Here is a 16,909-nt window from a genome sequence, read left to right as displayed (position 1 = left end):
CAGTAGTCAGTAGTCAGTAGTCAGTAGTCAGTAGTCAGTAGTCAGTAGTCAGTAGTCAGTAGTCAGTAGTCAGTAGTCAGTAGTCAGTAGTCAGTAGTCAGATGAGGCGGGTGACATATCACCTGCAGGCCTCGTCTACTTACTATTTACTATCTACTGCTTACTGAACATCCGCTCACTCATACTCCTTCTCCAGGGCATCCAGTTCGCGTGAAAGCTCATCCGGGCGCTGGGCGCGTTCGCGTTCGAGGCGATCGCGAAGTTTCAGATAGTCGTCGAAGAGATTGCTGTAGGTTTGTGTTTCGGAAGCTTCGTACCAGTCGAGGAAACTCTCCACCGACTTCGCTTTGCCCTGGATCTGCATGCGGCGCTGGCGCAGCGTCTCCAGCTTCTCTGCGATACCACGGTCCTTCCCGTTCAGCAGTTGCTGTACCACAGAAGCGTAGTCATCCACGAGTGGCTTGTAGAGCGGATGCGCGCGGAGCTTCAGAGCATTGAGCATCGCGAGGTTGCGATTCAGAATGTCCTCGCGGTCGGAGCGTTTCCAGATGCGGCGGTAGTCATCCAGTGCGGCCAGCTCTGGCTTGATCTTGGAGCCCGAGCCTGAAGATGAGGAGCGCGATGCGGCACGGCTGGGCTGGGTGGGGGGCTCAATCGCCTTTTCCGGCAGATCCGTCGCTGCTCGCGCGGGGCTGGTCTTGGGCGGCGTCGACGCAGGCTTTTCTGCGACCGCAGTTCCGGGAGCATTGGCCGGAGGAGTCTCTTCCTCCTTCTTCTCCTTCTCCTCACGCTTGAACCACTTCAGTGGGTTGAACCGGTTGCCTTTCTTCTCTTCGGACTGCCCCTCTTCGGCAGTAGCAGGCGCAGCTTCGCTGGGTTTCACAGGAGTGGGTTCTGGCTTTGTCTTCGGCGTCTCCGCGGGTTTCGGTGCTGGGACGGGAGCCGGTGTTGCTGCAGGCTTCGCGGGTTCCTGTGTTTCCGGCAGTCCGGCAGGTCTTGCGCCCACGCGTCGATTGTTGCGAGGAAGCGCCGGCACGGTTTCCTCCGGCTTTGCTTTCTGCTCTTCCTTGGCGGCAGGCTTTTGATTCTCCTTCTCCTTCGCGCTGGCACTCGCTGTGTTTTCAGCCACCGCAGCCATGGCAAGGAGCATCAATGTGTACGTCACATCCTTGCCGCCGAAGATATTGGGAAAGCGGAAGCGCTTGCGCTCCTTCTTCTCCTCGGGCGCGGCTTCTTCGGGCTTCGTGGTGTCGGCGGGTTTATCCGTGGCCTTGTCCTTCGTTGTCGGCGCAGCGGGTGTCGCATTGGCCTTGTCAGGCGCAGCCGTGGGAGTGGCTGGCTTGGGCTCCGCAGGTTTGGCGGCAGGCTTCGGGGCTGTCCTGCGGGTTTTGGGCTTTTCCGGGGCAGGTTCCGGTTTGGGCTTGGCCTCGCTCTCGGCAGGTTTGGTCGCCTCCTTTTCTTTCGGAGCGTCTGCTGCTGGAGGAGGTGGGGCGGCTTCGTTCGATGAGGGTGTTTCCGGTGCAGGAGCGGGCGTAGGACCGGGGGTGGACACCGCAGGCATCGGCGGTGGTGTATCCTGCGGAGCGGGGCCGGGGGCGTTTTGGTTGTCTGGAGACGGAGGTGGCAGGGAGGAGGGCAGCGGCGGCAAGTCGGTGCCGGGTGCAGGCTTGCCGAGGGGGGCGGGGAGATCCGGGGAAGCTGAACCCTCCACGGGCAGGGCAGAGGAGGCCGAGTTGGAGACAGGCATCTGCGGGCCGCCGTTGGTGAGCGCTGCTGTCACTTCCTGGGGTTTGCTCTTTTCCTTCGCCTTGTCGTCGCGCTTCAGCCATCCAAAGATGCCCTTGCCTTCGCGTCCCGCCTTGATGTCTTCGGGCTCTTCGCCAATCCGATCCGTGAAGTGGAGCGTGAGTGCCTTGTCCAGCATCTCCTCCGTCTCCTTGATGGTCATCGTCTCGAATGCCGAGGGCGTGGCCAGGGACGCCATCTGCAGCGTCCACCATTTCTCCAGGCTGTTCTTGGAAGCGCCCAGCGTGGGGAAATGTTGTTGGAGCAGATCGCGATCCGGCCGGTCATCAGTAGCCAGCGCGTCGAAGAACTTCGCCACGCGCAGTGGGCCGTCCGGCTGGTCCAGAAGCGTGAGCAACAGCGCGCAGGACGAGACTTCATACACACCACGCGCGAGCGCATCCAGGTTCTTTGGGTCAGCGGCGAGGATGCGATCAATGCTGTACACCTGGCCGCTCTTGAAGACCGCGGCAAAGAGCACACTCGGGCGATTGCGGCTGCGGAAGTCCATGGCTTGCATCACGCCGGTGAGCAGCCATTCGGGCAGGATGTCCTTTTCACGCTGGGTATTGATGTCCTTGTGGTTGCGCAGGATGCGCTCCGCCAGAAGAATGCGCACCAGCTCGCGGGTGTAGTCCTCCCTGCGGAAATCATTCCGAAGCTGCACCGAGAGCTGGAGATGGAAGCCGCCATAATCCATCAGGCTGATCCTGGGCCTGACTGTGGGCTCGGCGGGATTGATGTTTGGCGGTGTCTTCACCTCCACCACCACAGGGATGGCATAGCGTCCCTCATCCTTGAGCAGGCGGCCGAGCGTTCCTGCTGTCTCCTCGCTCATGAGGCAGAATGCACTGCGCACGGAGAGATCTCCGCCGTGCACCACGAATTGTTTGTTCGAGCTGACGGAGCTGCTGATGGTCGGGCCCGGCTGGGCGTGCACCGGTGTCTGAGCCTGGGTCTGGAGCGGAGCATCCGCTGCGGGAAGGGGATCCGGAGGGACAGGCACAGGGGCCGCATCCTGAGCAGAGAGTGGCGGCGTGTGGGAAAACAGGCAAAGCCACAGGGGGAGCAGGCTCAGGAGACTGATGGTGCGCAGACGCATGGGGAGAAGTCAGGACAGGGCAGGCAGAGAGACGGACAAATAGACTGGCAGGAAAGGGCGGAAATGGGAAGCGCCGATGTGCAGCGCCAGCTTCACGACTTCACCGTCTCCGAGCGCGGATCGAGGATGACCTTGTCCTTCTCGAAGCGGATCTGGTTCATTTGAAAGACAGTGTGGATCTCGCTGCGGAGGCTCTCCGAAAGGCTCTGCAAACCGGGCACCAGCGGGCTCATGAGGCCCCGAGGTAGTGGCAGCCGGCCAAAGGCGCCACTCTGCACCTCCACCACGAAGTTTCCTCCTTCGCGCTTCACGGTGAAATCCAGGGACGCGGTGGTGGAGTGCTTTTCATTCGCGCCACCCCACGCCAGGCAGATGCGGGCCACACCCGGCTCGAAGTCGAGCGCCACGCGGTCAAAGGGCTTCAGCGATCCGGTGAATCCCACTTGGTGCCCCGCGATGGTCGCGGCGAGGTAACGGTTCACGTCCTCCTCGCTCAGTTCCAGGGAGGAATTGCGACGCCACACGGTCTGCTCCATGCGATCCATGAGCGGCGGCGTGTTGTTCTTGGCCGCATGGTCCAGGCCCTTCAATTTCGACCAGTCTGCCGCGCGATGGGTCTGAATCACCGCGGCCGTGCAGAGGCCGAACCACGCGACAAGGAAGATGTTGTAGGCAAATCGGAGCACGCGCGGGCCGGTGTGGAGTGATGTGAAAAGCGGCGCCTCTGGCCGCTGTCGCTACGGCTCAGGCAGCCGTGCTGGAAGAGGCAGACGAGCCACCTCCAGAGGAAGACGACGAACCTGAGGAGCTGGACGAAGAGGAGGAACTGCTGCTGCCGGCACTGCTCGAGGCAGACGATGAGGATGAACTGCCGCTGTCGCTGTCTTTCTTCGCCGCCGCCTTGTAGGAGTCACTACGGTAGTCCGTGATGTAGAAGCCGCTGCCCTTGAAGATGATGCCGGCACCCTTGCCCAGCTTGCGCTCCACCGGTCCGGGACAGCTTTCCTGGGGGCAGTCCGTGAGCTTGGGATCCTTCATCGATTGCACGGCCTCGAACTGGTGGCCGCAGGTGGTGCATTCGTACTCGTAGGTGGGCATGGGCAGGTTTGGAGAAACAGGATGTTTTGGACCGAAACGATGCCTCACCGGGGGGCGGCTGGCAAGGGGGAAGGTAACGTAGCTCGCGAGTCCCTTCGCGAGGGGAGATTACGCCTGACGTACCATCCCCAATCCCGTCAAGAGAGACCTCGTACGGTGTCCTTGGTAAAACCCGGCGCAGCGGGGGCACCCCCTCGCGAAGGGACTCGCGAGCTACGTTGGAGCTACGAGCCCACCACCCAGGTCTCCGCCACGATGTCCTCCCGCGGCATCCAGCGGTGCTCGCGCCAGCAGTAGCCTTCCAGACCATGGAGTTGCTTCTTGTAGTCATAGGCGCTTGACCCATGGGTGGCGTAGCCGGGGTAGTAGAGGGCAAATCCCTGCGCCTGAGCCCAGAGCATCTCCTGTAGCAGGGTGTAGATGCCGAGGCTGCGCTTCGCATGCGCCGGCTCGAACATGCCGTACACGCTCGACACGGACTTCTCTCCCAAGTCCAGGTAGCTGATGGCCGCCAGCTCACCCGCGACCCACGCCTGAAATTCCATGCAGCGGCATGGCACGACATTCGGCTCGGTCGAGAGGAAGGTGGTGAGGGCCTCGGGGATGTTCTCGGTGAAGCGCGCCTTGTGCCTCAGGAACATGGCCTTGGCCTCTTCAGAGAGCGTGGCTGGCACGGTGCGCAGTTCCACGTCTTCGTTTTTCCGAAGCACGCGCCGCTGGCTCTTGGTGAGCGTCAGCTCCGCCAGATGCAGCCGCAGCGGCACGATGGTCTGCCAGCCGTCCGCCTGAGGACTCACGCTGTAGCGGAAGAACTCCGCTCCGAAATGCCTCCACCCCTCCGCCCAGAGCTCGTCCATCGTCTGCGGCGCGGCGTGCAGCGTTTGAAACGTGTCCCAGATGAGTGGTGGCAGGCTCATGACACTGGAACTTAAAGTGGCCGTGTCACCTCTTCAGTCAACTTGCACGAGGGCATGAGGCGAAGCGCAACCGGGAGAAGTTGATGGTTTATGGTCGATGGTTGATAGCCCGAGTTATTTTTGGGGCGGTCAGGTTGGGATTCAGCTCAATGCGCGCGAGCAACTTTGGAAAATTGTAGCCCCAGCGCATGGCTTCGAGTCTCAGGCTATCAACTATCAACCACAAACTATCAACCCTCTGCTGCCTCGCTGCTTTGCGGTTCTTCCTTGTAGCGGCTCAATGCTCCAGCTGCAGCTTCGCCAGGGTGCGGTACAGGCTGTGCTCGCGGGCGTAGAGTTCGTCATGCGTGCCGTTCTCCACCACCGTGCCGCCGCTCATCACCAGGATCTGATCCGCGCGACGCACGGTGCTCAGTCGGTGGGCGATGATGATGCTGGTGCGGTTCTCCATCAGCTTGTCCAGCGCTTCCTGCACGAGGCGTTCACTCTCGGCATCCAGGCTGCTGGTGGCTTCGTCCAGCACGAGCACAGCCGGGTTCGCGAGGATGGCGCGGGCAATCGCGATGCGCTGGCGCTGGCCACCGCTGAGTTGCGTGCCACGCTCACCCACGAGGGTCTTGTATCCTTCAGGAAGCTTTTCGATGAACAGATGCGCGTTGGCCTGCTTCGCGGCCTCGATGATTTCTGCCTCGGAGGCATCCGGCCTGCCGTAGCGGATGTTCTCCTCAATGGAGCCGCCGAAGAGCAGCACCTCCTGCGGCACGAGTGCAAAGTTCTTGCGCAGGGAGGAGAGGGGATAGTCGGAGGAAGGCTTTCCATCCAGCAGGATTTCACCCTTGTCCGGCTCATAGAAGCGGTAGAGCAGATTCACCACCGTGCTCTTGCCAGCGCCACTCGGACCCACGAGGGCAATCTTCTGACCGGAAGCCGCGGAGAGATTAAAATCCGCAAGCACGTGTGCATCTGGCCGGGAGGGATAGCTGAACCACACGCCGCGCATGCTGAGTTCACCTTTCAGCTTCACGCTTTCACCGATGAGATTCTCTTCTTTCTCCTGAAGAAGCTCGCGGACACGCTCCAGCGCACCGCCTGCTTTCTGCAGCTGGGACACCAGCTCTGGCATGCTGCCGATCGAGGCACTGAGAAAGGCCGTGTAGAGCGCGATGGCGATAAACGACTCACGGTTGATCTCACCGCTCTGGACCATGCGCACGCCAAACCACACACACAGCGTGATGACGCTCATGAAGACGAGAATGATGAACGCAACAAAGGCCCCGCGGAGCTTTGCACCATGGAGGGATGACTTGAGGAAGCTGGTGAGAAATCCCGTGTAGCGGCCAATCTCGTAGGTTTCATTGGCAAACGCCTTCACGCTGACGATGCTCTGCAGGCTCTCATCCACGACCACCTGGCTGGCGGCCAGCTCATCCTGGGCACGCCGGGAGACCTTGCGGATACGCGAGCCAAAGAGCGCCACCAGCAGGATGGCGGGAGGCAGGCTGGCCAGCATGAAGCCCGAGAGTTTGATGGATTTGGTGAGCACGATGATGATGCCACCCACCAGCACCACGGAGTGGCGGATCATCATGGGAATGGTCGATACCAGACTCTCGCGAATCACTTCCACATCATTTGCCAGCCGGGATCCCAGCTCGCCCACACGTCGTGCCTGCAGCACGGTCATCGGGAGTTTGAGGATGCGGCTGAAGGTGTCGAGTCGCACCTGCACCAGTGCGCGCTCCGCAGCCTTGCTGAAGAAAAGGATGCGCCAGAATGCCAGCACAGCTTGCAGGCCCAGGGCTGCGACAATGTACAACGCATAGCGGTTGACCTGCGCCCGGGCATTCTCGAGCTCTGCTCCTTCAGCGGGGAGCGCCAGGGCCACAAGACGGCTGATGAACTCCGGGAATGCAAAGGTCAGTCCCCCCGTGATCACCAGCACCAGCATGGCGGGGATGAACACCTTCGCATGCGGCTTCAGGTACTTGTAGAAGAAGGCAGCCTCGTGCTTCAGGCCGTGCTTCGCCTTGGTGGAGACTTTTTCTGGGGAGACAACGTCAGACACGGGGATGGCGGCGCGATCACTCACGGGGGCTGGATGAGAGGTATTTGTCGGATTCGGCTATCTGTCAGTAGAGCCGTACGGTCCAGCGACCCGTGGGCTTGTCGGAAAGTTCCAGCACCGCCAGGGATTCCGCATCATCACGATGACGTCCGTTCGCAGTCAGGCAGAAGGTCTGGTACGCGCCCTGACCGTTCTCGCCGTTCTGCCAGATTTGCAGCGTGGTGTTCACGCCAAGCTGGCTGTTTGCATTGCCCATGGCCCACTCATGCAGGTACAGGTAACCGCGCGGCAGCGTGATCGTGACGCGGCGTGCGCCATCAGGACGGCTGCTCAGGCGGCACTTCACCTGCTTCTCATCATAGTACATGGCGTAGCCATTGCCGAAGACCCACGGGGGCAGGGGAGCCACCGTGGCGTCACCATCGGCAGCAGCGGCCACGATGCGGATGGGATCGGTCGAGCCGGGGGTGAGACGCTTGCCATAGCTGCGGGCATCCACACTCAGCTCCAGACCCACAGCGCCGGTGCCGGCAGGGCTGTCCTGCAGACGGTACCCGTAGATGTCATAGGTGAGGTAGAGCGCATTGGAATCCGCATCCGCGCGCAGCACCACACCAGGGGAGGTGGTGTCCGGCATGAGGGGATTCTGCGGTTGGTCGCGGAGATAGGTGTTTGGTGAGAGGAGCGGCACGGGCTCCTTCAGTGAGATGTTCCGCACGACTTCCAGCTCCCGGTCAAAACGGTAGCTGTTGTTTCCAATGGTCACCTGGAAGGTCACGGTGCCCTTCTGGCGCGTGGTTGGTGGCACGTTGAACTTGATGCGGAAGGGTTCCTCGCTCGCGCCCGTGGCGCTGAAGGTGCCGCTGGCCGTTTGTCCCATCCACTTCGCTTCCCACTTGCCCACGACCGTCTGCCCGCTCGTATTCACGAACCGTCCGGAAAGGTCGATGGATTGCTGGTTGAATGCAGCACCGGTATTCCACAGCACCGCGATGGGGGTGATGCCCGCGCGTGCTTCTTCGATGCGTGCCATGCCACCGCCCACGGTAAGGATTGGCAGGCGGAACACGGCCTCATGAGGAGGGAACAGATCCGAGCGCCCCTGCGTGGTGGCGGGCGGGGTGCGCTTGTAGGTGATGTTCACCATGGTCTTCTTGCCCGGCTTCAAGACGACCTGGCTGGGGGCATCCTGAGGAGTCCACGTGGGGGTGAGCAGTGGCAGCACTGCGTAGGTCTGCTCCTGCTCGGTGGGATTCTCCAGGCGGTAGGTCAGCTTGCAGGTCTCCGCATTCTCCAGATTCACCGCCGCGGCGGCCATGACCCACGGCACCTTCTTCACCCCATTGATGAGCTCCTGATAAACATGGCGTCCCAGAAGCTGCTGGCTGGGTGTATCAGGGTGTACCAGGTCAGCGATGTCACCGTGGTTGTAGCGGGTCTTGAGCAGTTCCACGATTTGCTGGAAGCTCACCATCGCCTTCTTGTCCGGGTCGGCGTTCAGTTCGTCCTCCAGCGGGTTCTCAATCACCGGAGGGCGGGGAGGCGTGGGTGGAGCGGGTGCCTTGGGATCGTTCTTCGCGGCTTCGGCTGCTGCCGCGGCGGTGGCTTCAGCTTTCGCAGCCTGCTTCGCCAGCTTCTTTCTCACCTCGTCCAGTGGATGCACACGCTGCTCGAGCTGGATGAGCCAGGCCAGATCACCAAGGTCAGCGAAGAAGACCCCATTCGCCTGTGCCACCTCGCGCATGGTATCCGTGTAGGGGCGGGTGAGGGCCAGGTTCATCTCCGGCGGATCGCTGAGGATGAGCGACGGTCCGCAGAGGATGAGGTCGGCGTTGTGCGCCTTCACCGAGTCCACCACCTGTTGCACGTTCTTGCGGTACACGTCGAGCGGCTGGCCATTGAGGCAGTCATTGATGCCGTAGCTCACGATGACCAGGTCCGGATCGTTCTCGAATGCCGTCGTGCTCAGTGGCTGCAGCGCGTGGAAAATCTGGCGGCCACCGCGGGAGAAATTCTGTACGGTGATCTCCGGTCCCATGAAGTCCGTCAGCTTGGCGGGCTGGCCCTTGGCCGGGCGCACCAGACGCACGCCGCCATTGTAGATGAACTGGTCTGCCAGCTCCTGGAGGAAGATGCCATTCCATGCCTTGAGCACGTTGCCGTTGTCCGCGCCGTAGCTCCAGTTGATCATCACGCTGTCGCCAATGCAGATGGCATGTACCGGGGCTCGTTTGGCGAGCTTGGCATAGGTGCGGGGCAGGAACTGCTGGATGCGCGAGGTTTGCTCGGCGTTCAACTCAAAGCTGGCTGCCTGGGTGCTGGCACTGGCGCAGGTCATCCCAAGGGCCACGGCAAACAGGGCGAGGGGATGAAAAAATCGGGTCAACATCATGAGGAGGGGAAGGCTATTTCCACCATACGACGCACATTTCCAGCAGGAAAAGTGGAAGCGTACGCCGGTGGCGGAGGGGGAGTGGAGAGGTTGGAATTAGGTGTGGATCTCAAAAAAGGGAGAAATGTGACAAGCCCCTGCGTCTGAGGTCAGAATACGTGTAGCCAGTGCTGGACGGACCCCGCCTGCTGTACGAAACGCAGCCACGCCTCCTTCCGCGCCACGCGCTCCTTTTTCCGGCATCCCATGAGTGAAATCGCCACCATCATCCAGAAATGGAAGAGCAAGACCGTCTCCGGCGCCGCACTGCTGCGGCGACTGGTGATGCATGATCCGTGGCATGTGCCTATTTCTGAAGGGGCTATGGCGGATACCCTGGCCACACATTCCCTGGACCGCGTCCTCTACAATAGGGATGAGGCTGGCCGTACCCGGCTACTGGTCTTTTCCTCGGACGAGGCGCTTGGAGCCTACAGCGAAGCCAGCCACTCCCACGAAAAGCTCAACTTTCTAGGCAGCGCAGGCTCCTGGGTCTTCACCCTTCCTATTGAGGGCATTGATGAGGTGGTGCTGGACCCGGCATCCCCCACACCAATTTGTGCTCAGCGGCGGACGTGTGAAGGCCCTCGCTGCCATGGCGCATGCCGTGCAGGTGGAGCAGGCGCTGCAGCGTTTGCGCTCCGGGGAGTCTCACGCGGGCGACCTCCAGCTCGTGGCGAAATATCCCGACTATGTCATCGCCATCGCCAAATCATCCGGGGGCGACATGGCCCTGTGTCATGCCCCGGATGCGGACGGTCGGACTCTGGCCGCGGTCTTCACTCACAACGACGCAGCGGATCTGGCTCTGGGGAAGATGCAGGCCCACTACGCGCCCTCTCAGGTAGTGACCCTGAAGAGCGCTGGCCCCCAGCTCTTCCGCATGCTCGCAGGCATGCAAAATCTGGATGGCCTCGTCTTCAACTTCGAAGGACCCGGAAATGCCATTGCCTTCGCCGCTGGTATCTCAGAGATCCTCCTCGCCGAGGCAGAGAAGTAGCAACGAAGGAGGTTAGGCGTCCCGCCTGACAGTGGGCGTTAGGCCTCCGGCCTGACGGGGGCGAAAAGCGGGTATCACGCCGCAAGGCTGATTCCGGTTAACCGCAAAGGGGCAGAGAGGCAAAGGACGCAGAGATGTCCTTGGGTGGTGTGGATTTGGTGCTGCTTGAGGTGGTGCCTTTTCGATGCGGAGGAGGCAGAGGGCGCGGAGGTAGAAGGCTGGACTTGGCAACCCAATCGTACCCGCTTTACCTCACTTTTGCTGCTTCGTTGCGTTGCTGCTTTGCGACCCATCAAATGCAGACGTCAGTCGCCCTGCGCATCTCTGCCTCCTCTGCATCGAGGTGCACCACTCCTTCGCACGTGAAACTGCACGGCACCCAACCCTCATTTCTCCTCTGCGTCCTTTGCCTCTCTGCCCCTTTGCGGTTAACCGGAAGCGGCCCCGTGGTGGTATACGGGCTATAAGCACGCAGTCCACCTGCCGTCAGGCCAGAGGCCTAACGCCCACTGTCAGGCGGGACGCCCAACCTCCGTAGCTGCTTTGTGTTCCCTCCTCAGCCGCGCAACTTTACGAAGCGACTTGTCGCCCGGCGAACCCTGCCTAACGTATCCGTCACATGACCCCCAAGATTGACCCTGCGCTGCACACGGACAAGAAACCCGACTGGATTCGGGTGAAGCTGCCGCGTGACCCGGTCTTCTGGAGCACCAAGGCCCTCATTTCCGACCTGAAGCTGCACACCGTGTGCGAGGAAGCCCAGTGCCCGAACCGCTGGGAATGCTGGAGCCAGGGGACTGCCACCTTCATGATCGCCGGCGACCGCTGTACGCGCGCCTGCGGATTCTGCGCGGTGAAGACCGCCAAGCCCTTCGCCCTGGAGGCGGATGAGCCCCAGCGCGTGGCCCAGGCGGTGAAGCGCATGAAGCTCAATCACATCGTCATCACCGCCGTGGCGCGTGACGACGTGGCGGACGGCGGCGCCGAACACTTCGCCCGCACCATCGAGGCCGTGCGTGAGGTGCAGCCCACCATCACCATTGAGATCCTCGTGCCCGACTTCAACGAGAAGGACGATGCCCTGCGCACCGTCATGCTTGCGAAGCCGCACATCTTCAATCACAACCTGGAAACCGTCGAGCGACTCACCCCGCTCGTGCGCAGCCGCGCGAAGTACCATCGCAGCCTCCATGTGCTGAAGCGCGCCAAGGAAATGGCGGAAGAACTCGGCAACAAGGTCGCCACCAAGAGCGGCCTCATGCTCGGCCTCGGCGAGACCGAGCCGGAACTCTTCCAGGCCATGGACGACCTCCTTGATCACGGCGTCACCGTCTTGACCCTCGGCCAATACCTGCGCCCCTCACCCCAGCACCTTCCCGTGGTGAGTTATGTGCATCCCGACACCTTTGAGAACTACAAGCAGATCGCACTGAACAAAGGCTTCCGCCATGTGGCGAGCGCCCCGCTCGTGCGCAGCAGCTACCACGCGGCGGACTTCAAGCCGGAGTTGGATTTGTAGAATGCCGAGGAGGTTGGACTTTCCAGTCCGACAGTGGGCGTTAGGCCTTCTGGCCTGACGGTTCCAGTGTCATCGCGGTTGAGTGTTTTGTGTTTCCACCGTCGGGCCGGAAGGCCCAAAGTCCGCTGTCAGGGCAGAAGCCCTAACCTCCTGTCTTGAATGCCGGCGGGGACATGGCAGAATTTTTCACCGCGATATTCACTCCTTCTCCAACAAATTCAGAATCCTCATCAAGCTGGCGAAGTTCGCCCTTCTGGCGATTCCCTTGGGGTGATTGCCTGATATCTTCCGAGGGAGTCTCCCGAAGACATTGCCTTCGGAGTGCTCGCAGCACTGGTGGCCGCTCCATGTTTGGTGTTCGCTTACATCCTCACGATTCTGCATTGTAAGAGTCGCTACAAAGGTGACTACAGCGATCTCTGGGGTGTGCTCCTCATGGCGGAGACCACCGGATGGTTTAAGCTGATCTACCTCATCCGCCATATGATTCCTGACATGAGAGGAGAGGGGAGATATGTGCAGTGGTGATGGGCAGAGCATTTTACGCCGAAGGCGTTGTACATTGACCAGCCCAAGGTCAGCTTGCGAAGCAAGCGCCACCTTGGGTGACCGTCAGCAACGAATTGAACGCCGAAGGTGTTCTACAAAAGCGTTTCATTCGGCTAGCGATACGGTCTCGCATGAATCGGCGTTTGTGGAACTCCTTCAGAGTTCGATGCATTTCAGCGGCGACCCGGGGTGGCGCTCGCTACGCGAGCTGACCCCGGTCTATGCGTGTGAAACGCCTTCGGCGTAAAATGGCGAATCGCCAGTACCCGATGATGCGCGGATGTTGTCCTTCCGTCCATCCGCACGGTACAATAGTGGCACGAGACGTATTCAGTCCTTTCCCTATACTTGCCCTCATGCTCTCCATCATCATCCCCGCCCACAACGAGGAACTCCTCCTCGGGCGGACGCTTGATGCGCTGCTCTCCGCCGGTTTCAAAATCGATCATCCTCATGAAATCATCGTGGTGGATGATGCCTCCACCGATCGCACAGCGGCCATTGCCGAGGATCGCGGAGTACGGGTCGTCCACGTGAATCACCGCCAGATTGCCGCCACACGCAACGCGGGAGCACGTGAGGCTCGGGGAGACATGCTGCTCTTCGTCGATGCGGATACGATCGTGAATGACACCGTGCTCCGAGCGGCCATCGATGCCATGAGCCACGGCGCGGTGGGCGGAGGTTGCCGCTTCTATTTTGAAGGACGCCTCCCGCTTTACGGACGCATCATGCAGTCGCTGGCCATGCCGTTGTATGGTCTGGCGAAGCTTGCGAGCGGGTGCTTTCTCTTCTGCAAACGCGACGCCTTCGAAGCGGTGGGCGGATTTGATGAAAAGCTGTTCGCGGCTGAGGAAGCGTACCTGAGCAGGGCGCTTCACAAGCAGGGGAAGTTTGTCATTCTCCGCGCGGGCGTTCTCACGTCCGGTCGCAAGCTGCGCACCTACAGCGCCTGGGAGGTGCTGCGACTCTTTGGCGGCATTGGGTTGTCCGGATTCAAATCAGTGCGCCGGCGTGAGGGGCTGGACCTTTGGTACGGAAAGCGACGCGAAGATCCCGATGAAGCAATCCGCAAAGCCGAAGCCGCCAACTCTGAATGGCTCGTGGAACTCAACGGCCGCCCCGTGGCCCTGCTCTCCGAGCCCCTGTGGGAAGACATGTTCTGGGAGAGCTACAAATTCACCACCTTGGTTGAGGACGCGGATATCCTGGCGAAGCTGCAGGACACCGAGTTTTGGAAGGTCTGCGAATCCCAGGGAATCCGCTTCCGCCACAAGGCATCTTCCAAGCTTTCCGAATACGCCTTCCCTGCATTGACTCCCTTTCCTGTCCCGGGGAGGCTCATGATGCGGGGGATGCATCTTTAAGTCTGGTCGCATCTCCATCACAGTTGCCACAGGGGCGGGGATCCTTCATTCTGCTATCCGAATCCAAGATGATACACCCGGAAGTCGCCCAACGGATGAAGGAAACCCGTGCCGCGTTCCGGCAGTGGTTGGAAGGGCGGCGACTCTCAGGTTGCAGGCTGGTGCAATATTGTGGACCGGAACTGACCGGGGCCATCGATGTCGAAGCTGACGCGGTTGAAGCCGGGATCGAAGGAGTTGTTGCGGAAGGTTTCTATGTGAATTGGGCGGCCCACCACGACCGGCTCTACCTGAAAATTTGGGAGTATGGTTACCATGAACCATCTTGGGAGGATGTGTACGCTGAACGGAACATGCCGAAGCCGTGGAAACGCATGAGTGCCTGACTTCATCAGATTGAAGCTTCTTCGAGGCGCAGACTTCTCGTATTCCAGGGACCTTTGGTCACATTTTCAGTGTCATTCGCGATACCGGTGCCCTTGCCGTTCTCCCCTTCTCCCAGCTTGCAACCTGCCCGGGATTCGCTTTTTTATCGGTTCTCACTTCCTTGCTCCCCGCATCTCCCGACCGTTCCAGTTCGCAGCCGCAAGACGCCGCGTCCTCGCAACCTCATGCCCTGCTGTATGCCACCAGTGCGGGGTTGGGTGGGTCCGGGCTGGACTCGACCTCGCTGGAGGGGGTGCTGGCTTCGTGGCGAAAGGGTTTCCTGAAGAAGGCGTTGTGCTACCCGAACCGGCAGCGCGAGATTGCCTCCGCTCACGTGAGGTCTCTGCAATACCATCCCGTGCGCCTGCTCTCCGCGCTCGGCAGCAAGGACTACTACGCGGCGAAGAAGCGCTGGCTGGACTGGCTGGCCTCTCGCGAACTGCGACGGGGTGGGTACGATTTCTTCCACGGATGGAGCAGCGAATGTTTCCGCTCACTCGTGGAGGCGCGGCTGCTTGGCATCCCCTCGGTGATGGACGTGCCCACGTGGCATCGGAACAAAGGTGCGGACAAGCCAAATGAAACCAAGAAGGAACGTGAAGCCCGCCTGGCAGATCGCGGATGGAAGGACTGGCGCAAGCATCTGCACGTGACACGCCAGCAGCAGCTCGCGGAGTACGATCTCGCCACGTTGCTGTTCATGCCCTCGCACAAGTCCGCGGAGACATTCCTCGCGGCTGGCATTCCCGCAGAGAAATTGCACTATGTGGGCCGCGGCGTGGACGTGGGCCGCTATCACGTGGCGGAGCAGCCGCCGGAGATCTTCCGCGTGATCTTCGTGGGCGCACTCATCAAGCGCAAGGGCGTGCATCTCCTCTTGGAAGCGTGGAAAAAACTCAATCTCCCCGATGCGGAACTTCTCCTCGTGGGAAGTGTGCATGAGGAGATCAAGCCGGCGCTGAAGGAGTACTCCACCTCGAACGTGAAACTCCTCGGCTTCACCAAAAGCGTGCCGGAGGAACTTCGCCGCAGCTCTGTGTTTGCCTTCCCCAGCGAGTGCGAAGGTTTTGCCAAGGCCACGCTGGAGGCGGCCGCCTGTGGCCTGCCGCTCATCGCGACCCGCGAATCCGGCGATGCGATTGTCGGCGGCAATACCGGTTTCATGATTCCGCCCAATGATGTCGATTCCCTCGTCACCGCTCTGGAATATGCGCATTCGCATCGCGACACCTTGCTGAGCATGGGCAAAAGCGCCCGGCGCATGGTGGAGCAAAAGTACACTTGGGATGATTATCGCGATCGCGTGCTGGCCGGATATGCGAAGGCGATGGAACTCGTGAAGTGATGGATACCACACTGCGCACTCCGCTATCACCTTTCCGGCGTGCCCTCCGGGACGCCTTGATTTTCCCTGCTGATCCGGTGGTTGCGGTCGTCAAGACTCCCTTCACCACCGGCTACCATCCAGCGTCCCTCCGGGACGAATGAGCGAGCAGCCAATCTGCATCGCTCCTTCCATGACTCCTCGCCCTCCGGTTCTACTTACTACTCACTGCCTGCTACTTACTGACTACTGAACACTGCCCACTGAAAACCCCCTCCCGTGCCTCGCATCCTCCTCATCCAGCTCAAGCGCATTGGTGACTTCATCCTCACTGCTCCTGCGGCGCAGGCGTTGCATGAGGCCATGCCGGGTGCTGAGCTGGTCATGCTGGCGCCCTCGGGCGTGGCGGATCTCGCGCGGTGTCTGGCATCCGTGCAGCGGGTGATTCCCTACACGGCAGGACGCATGAATCTGGAGACGTGGGCCTCGACCATCGCAGGGGAGTGGGCGGCATGTCTGGACTTTACGGGCACGGATCGCAGCGCGCTGATTGCCCAACTTTCACGGGCGAGGAAGCGCATTGGCTACACGAAGTTCGCACGGGGGCTGCGCAGCATGGCCTTCACGGACACGTGCGATGCCTCGGTGCGCGAGCTGCACACCGTCGACTTTCATCTCGCGCTCGTGAGCAAGCTGCTCGGCCGCGAGGTGAGCGTCTCCGGGAAGCCCCCATTTCGCATCCCGCCAGACACCGCCTCCTCTGCGCGTGCGAGACTCGCGGAAGCTGGTATCCGTGAAGGCGAGCCGTATGCCATCCTCCACATCGGCACGGCGCGGGAGGAGAAGTTCTGGCTCGATGAACGGTGGAATGAGGTGGCCCAGCATCTCTACCGGAACCACCATCTCAAAATCGTACTTACCGGCAGCGGCGATGGCCTGGAGGCGCCGCACCTTGATCATCTTCGTTCCCTTTTGCATGTGCCATATGCCGACTTGACTGGCAAACTCCCACTCACCGAGCTGGCCGCAGTCATACGCGACTGTCGTGTCATTGCCGGGGTGGATAGCATGGCCATGCATCTGGCGTCCCTGTTTATGAAGCCGCAGGTGGCGCTTTTTGGTCCTACCAACCCATACCAATGGAGGGCGCGCCACCCCCAGGCGCGCGTGCTTACGCCTTTCAGCGAGAGCCCGGTGCACACATTTGTTCCCAAGATGAAAAAAGGGAGCATGGTCGATATTCCGACCGCCCGGGTCACAGCCTCGCTGGATTCTCTAATTGGTTGATTCCTGCACGGCTCGTGTGATGCTTCGCACCCGCGC

At 60.9% G+C, this 16,909-nt stretch carries 13 protein-coding genes and 1 pseudogene; 8 read left to right on the top strand and 6 right to left on the bottom strand.

Annotated elements, in window-relative coordinates; translation table 11 throughout:
- Positions 1-175: 175 nt before the first annotated feature.
- The 6 genes from DES53_RS31195 to DES53_RS31170 all read right to left on the bottom strand — a co-directional run bounded on the left by DES53_RS31195 (position 176) and on the right by DES53_RS31170 (position 9,362).
- Positions 176-2,887 carry a hypothetical protein gene (locus DES53_RS31195; protein ID WP_113962260.1) on the bottom strand — a complete coding sequence of 904 codons (2,712 nt, stop codon included), beginning with the start codon at positions 2,885-2,887 and terminating at the stop codon, positions 176-178.
- Positions 2,888-2,979: 92 nt separating this feature from the next.
- Positions 2,980-3,573 (bottom strand): hypothetical protein, encoded by a 594-nt coding sequence (locus DES53_RS31190; RefSeq protein WP_113962259.1) that lies wholly within the window; start codon positions 3,571-3,573, stop codon positions 2,980-2,982.
- 58 nt (positions 3,574-3,631) lie between these two features.
- Positions 3,632-3,985: an FmdB family zinc ribbon protein gene (locus tag DES53_RS31185; RefSeq protein WP_113962258.1), complete on the bottom strand. Its 354-nt coding sequence runs from the start codon at positions 3,983-3,985 to the stop codon at positions 3,632-3,634.
- A gap of 224 nt (positions 3,986-4,209) precedes the next feature.
- Complete coding sequence (locus DES53_RS31180; RefSeq protein ID WP_113962257.1) at positions 4,210-4,902, bottom strand: arginine-tRNA-protein transferase; 693 nt, start codon at positions 4,900-4,902, stop codon at positions 4,210-4,212.
- A gap of 277 nt (positions 4,903-5,179) precedes the next feature.
- A complete protein-coding gene (locus tag DES53_RS31175) occupies positions 5,180-6,994 on the bottom strand; it encodes an ABC transporter ATP-binding protein (protein WP_211325755.1) in 1,815 nt (604 codons plus the stop codon).
- Between the two features lie 40 nt (positions 6,995-7,034).
- Entirely contained in the window at positions 7,035-9,362 is a 2,328-nt protein-coding gene (locus DES53_RS31170) for an SGNH/GDSL hydrolase family protein (RefSeq protein WP_113962256.1), read from the bottom strand.
- Between the two features lie 246 nt (positions 9,363-9,608).
- Between DES53_RS31170 and DES53_RS34135 the strand changes: the two are divergent.
- From DES53_RS34135 to DES53_RS31135, 8 genes and pseudogenes are all read left to right on the top strand, one after another.
- Positions 9,609-9,896: pseudogene (locus DES53_RS34135) on the top strand (hypothetical protein); the annotation flags it as partial.
- A 25-nt stretch (positions 9,897-9,921) separates the two neighbouring features.
- Entirely contained in the window at positions 9,922-10,401 is a 480-nt protein-coding gene (locus DES53_RS31165) for an SseB family protein (RefSeq protein ID WP_113962255.1), read from the top strand.
- A gap of 619 nt (positions 10,402-11,020) precedes the next feature.
- Complete coding sequence (gene lipA, locus DES53_RS31160; RefSeq protein WP_113962254.1) at positions 11,021-11,920, top strand: lipoyl synthase; 900 nt, start codon at positions 11,021-11,023, stop codon at positions 11,918-11,920.
- Between the two features lie 354 nt (positions 11,921-12,274).
- Positions 12,275-12,448: a hypothetical protein gene (locus tag DES53_RS33375; RefSeq protein WP_170157568.1), complete on the top strand. Its 174-nt coding sequence runs from the start codon at positions 12,275-12,277 to the stop codon at positions 12,446-12,448.
- A 377-nt stretch (positions 12,449-12,825) separates the two neighbouring features.
- Complete coding sequence (locus DES53_RS31150) at positions 12,826-13,836, top strand: glycosyltransferase (RefSeq protein WP_170157567.1); 1,011 nt, start codon at positions 12,826-12,828, stop codon at positions 13,834-13,836.
- 95 nt (positions 13,837-13,931) lie between these two features.
- Entirely contained in the window at positions 13,932-14,222 is a 291-nt protein-coding gene (locus tag DES53_RS31145) for a hypothetical protein (RefSeq protein WP_113962251.1), read from the top strand.
- Between the two features lie 161 nt (positions 14,223-14,383).
- Positions 14,384-15,607 (top strand): glycosyltransferase, encoded by a 1,224-nt coding sequence (locus DES53_RS31140; RefSeq protein WP_113962250.1) that lies wholly within the window; start codon positions 14,384-14,386, stop codon positions 15,605-15,607.
- Between the two features lie 258 nt (positions 15,608-15,865).
- Positions 15,866-16,873 (top strand): glycosyltransferase family 9 protein, encoded by a 1,008-nt coding sequence (locus DES53_RS31135; protein ID WP_113962249.1) that lies wholly within the window; start codon positions 15,866-15,868, stop codon positions 16,871-16,873.
- Positions 16,874-16,909 lie beyond the last annotated feature (36 nt).

Source organism: Roseimicrobium gellanilyticum (assembly GCF_003315205.1).
Classification (GTDB): Bacteria; Verrucomicrobiota; Verrucomicrobiia; order Verrucomicrobiales; family Verrucomicrobiaceae; genus Roseimicrobium; species Roseimicrobium gellanilyticum.
Note: the sequence above shows the minus strand (reverse complement) of the source record. Positions and strands in the feature narration are given on the sequence as shown.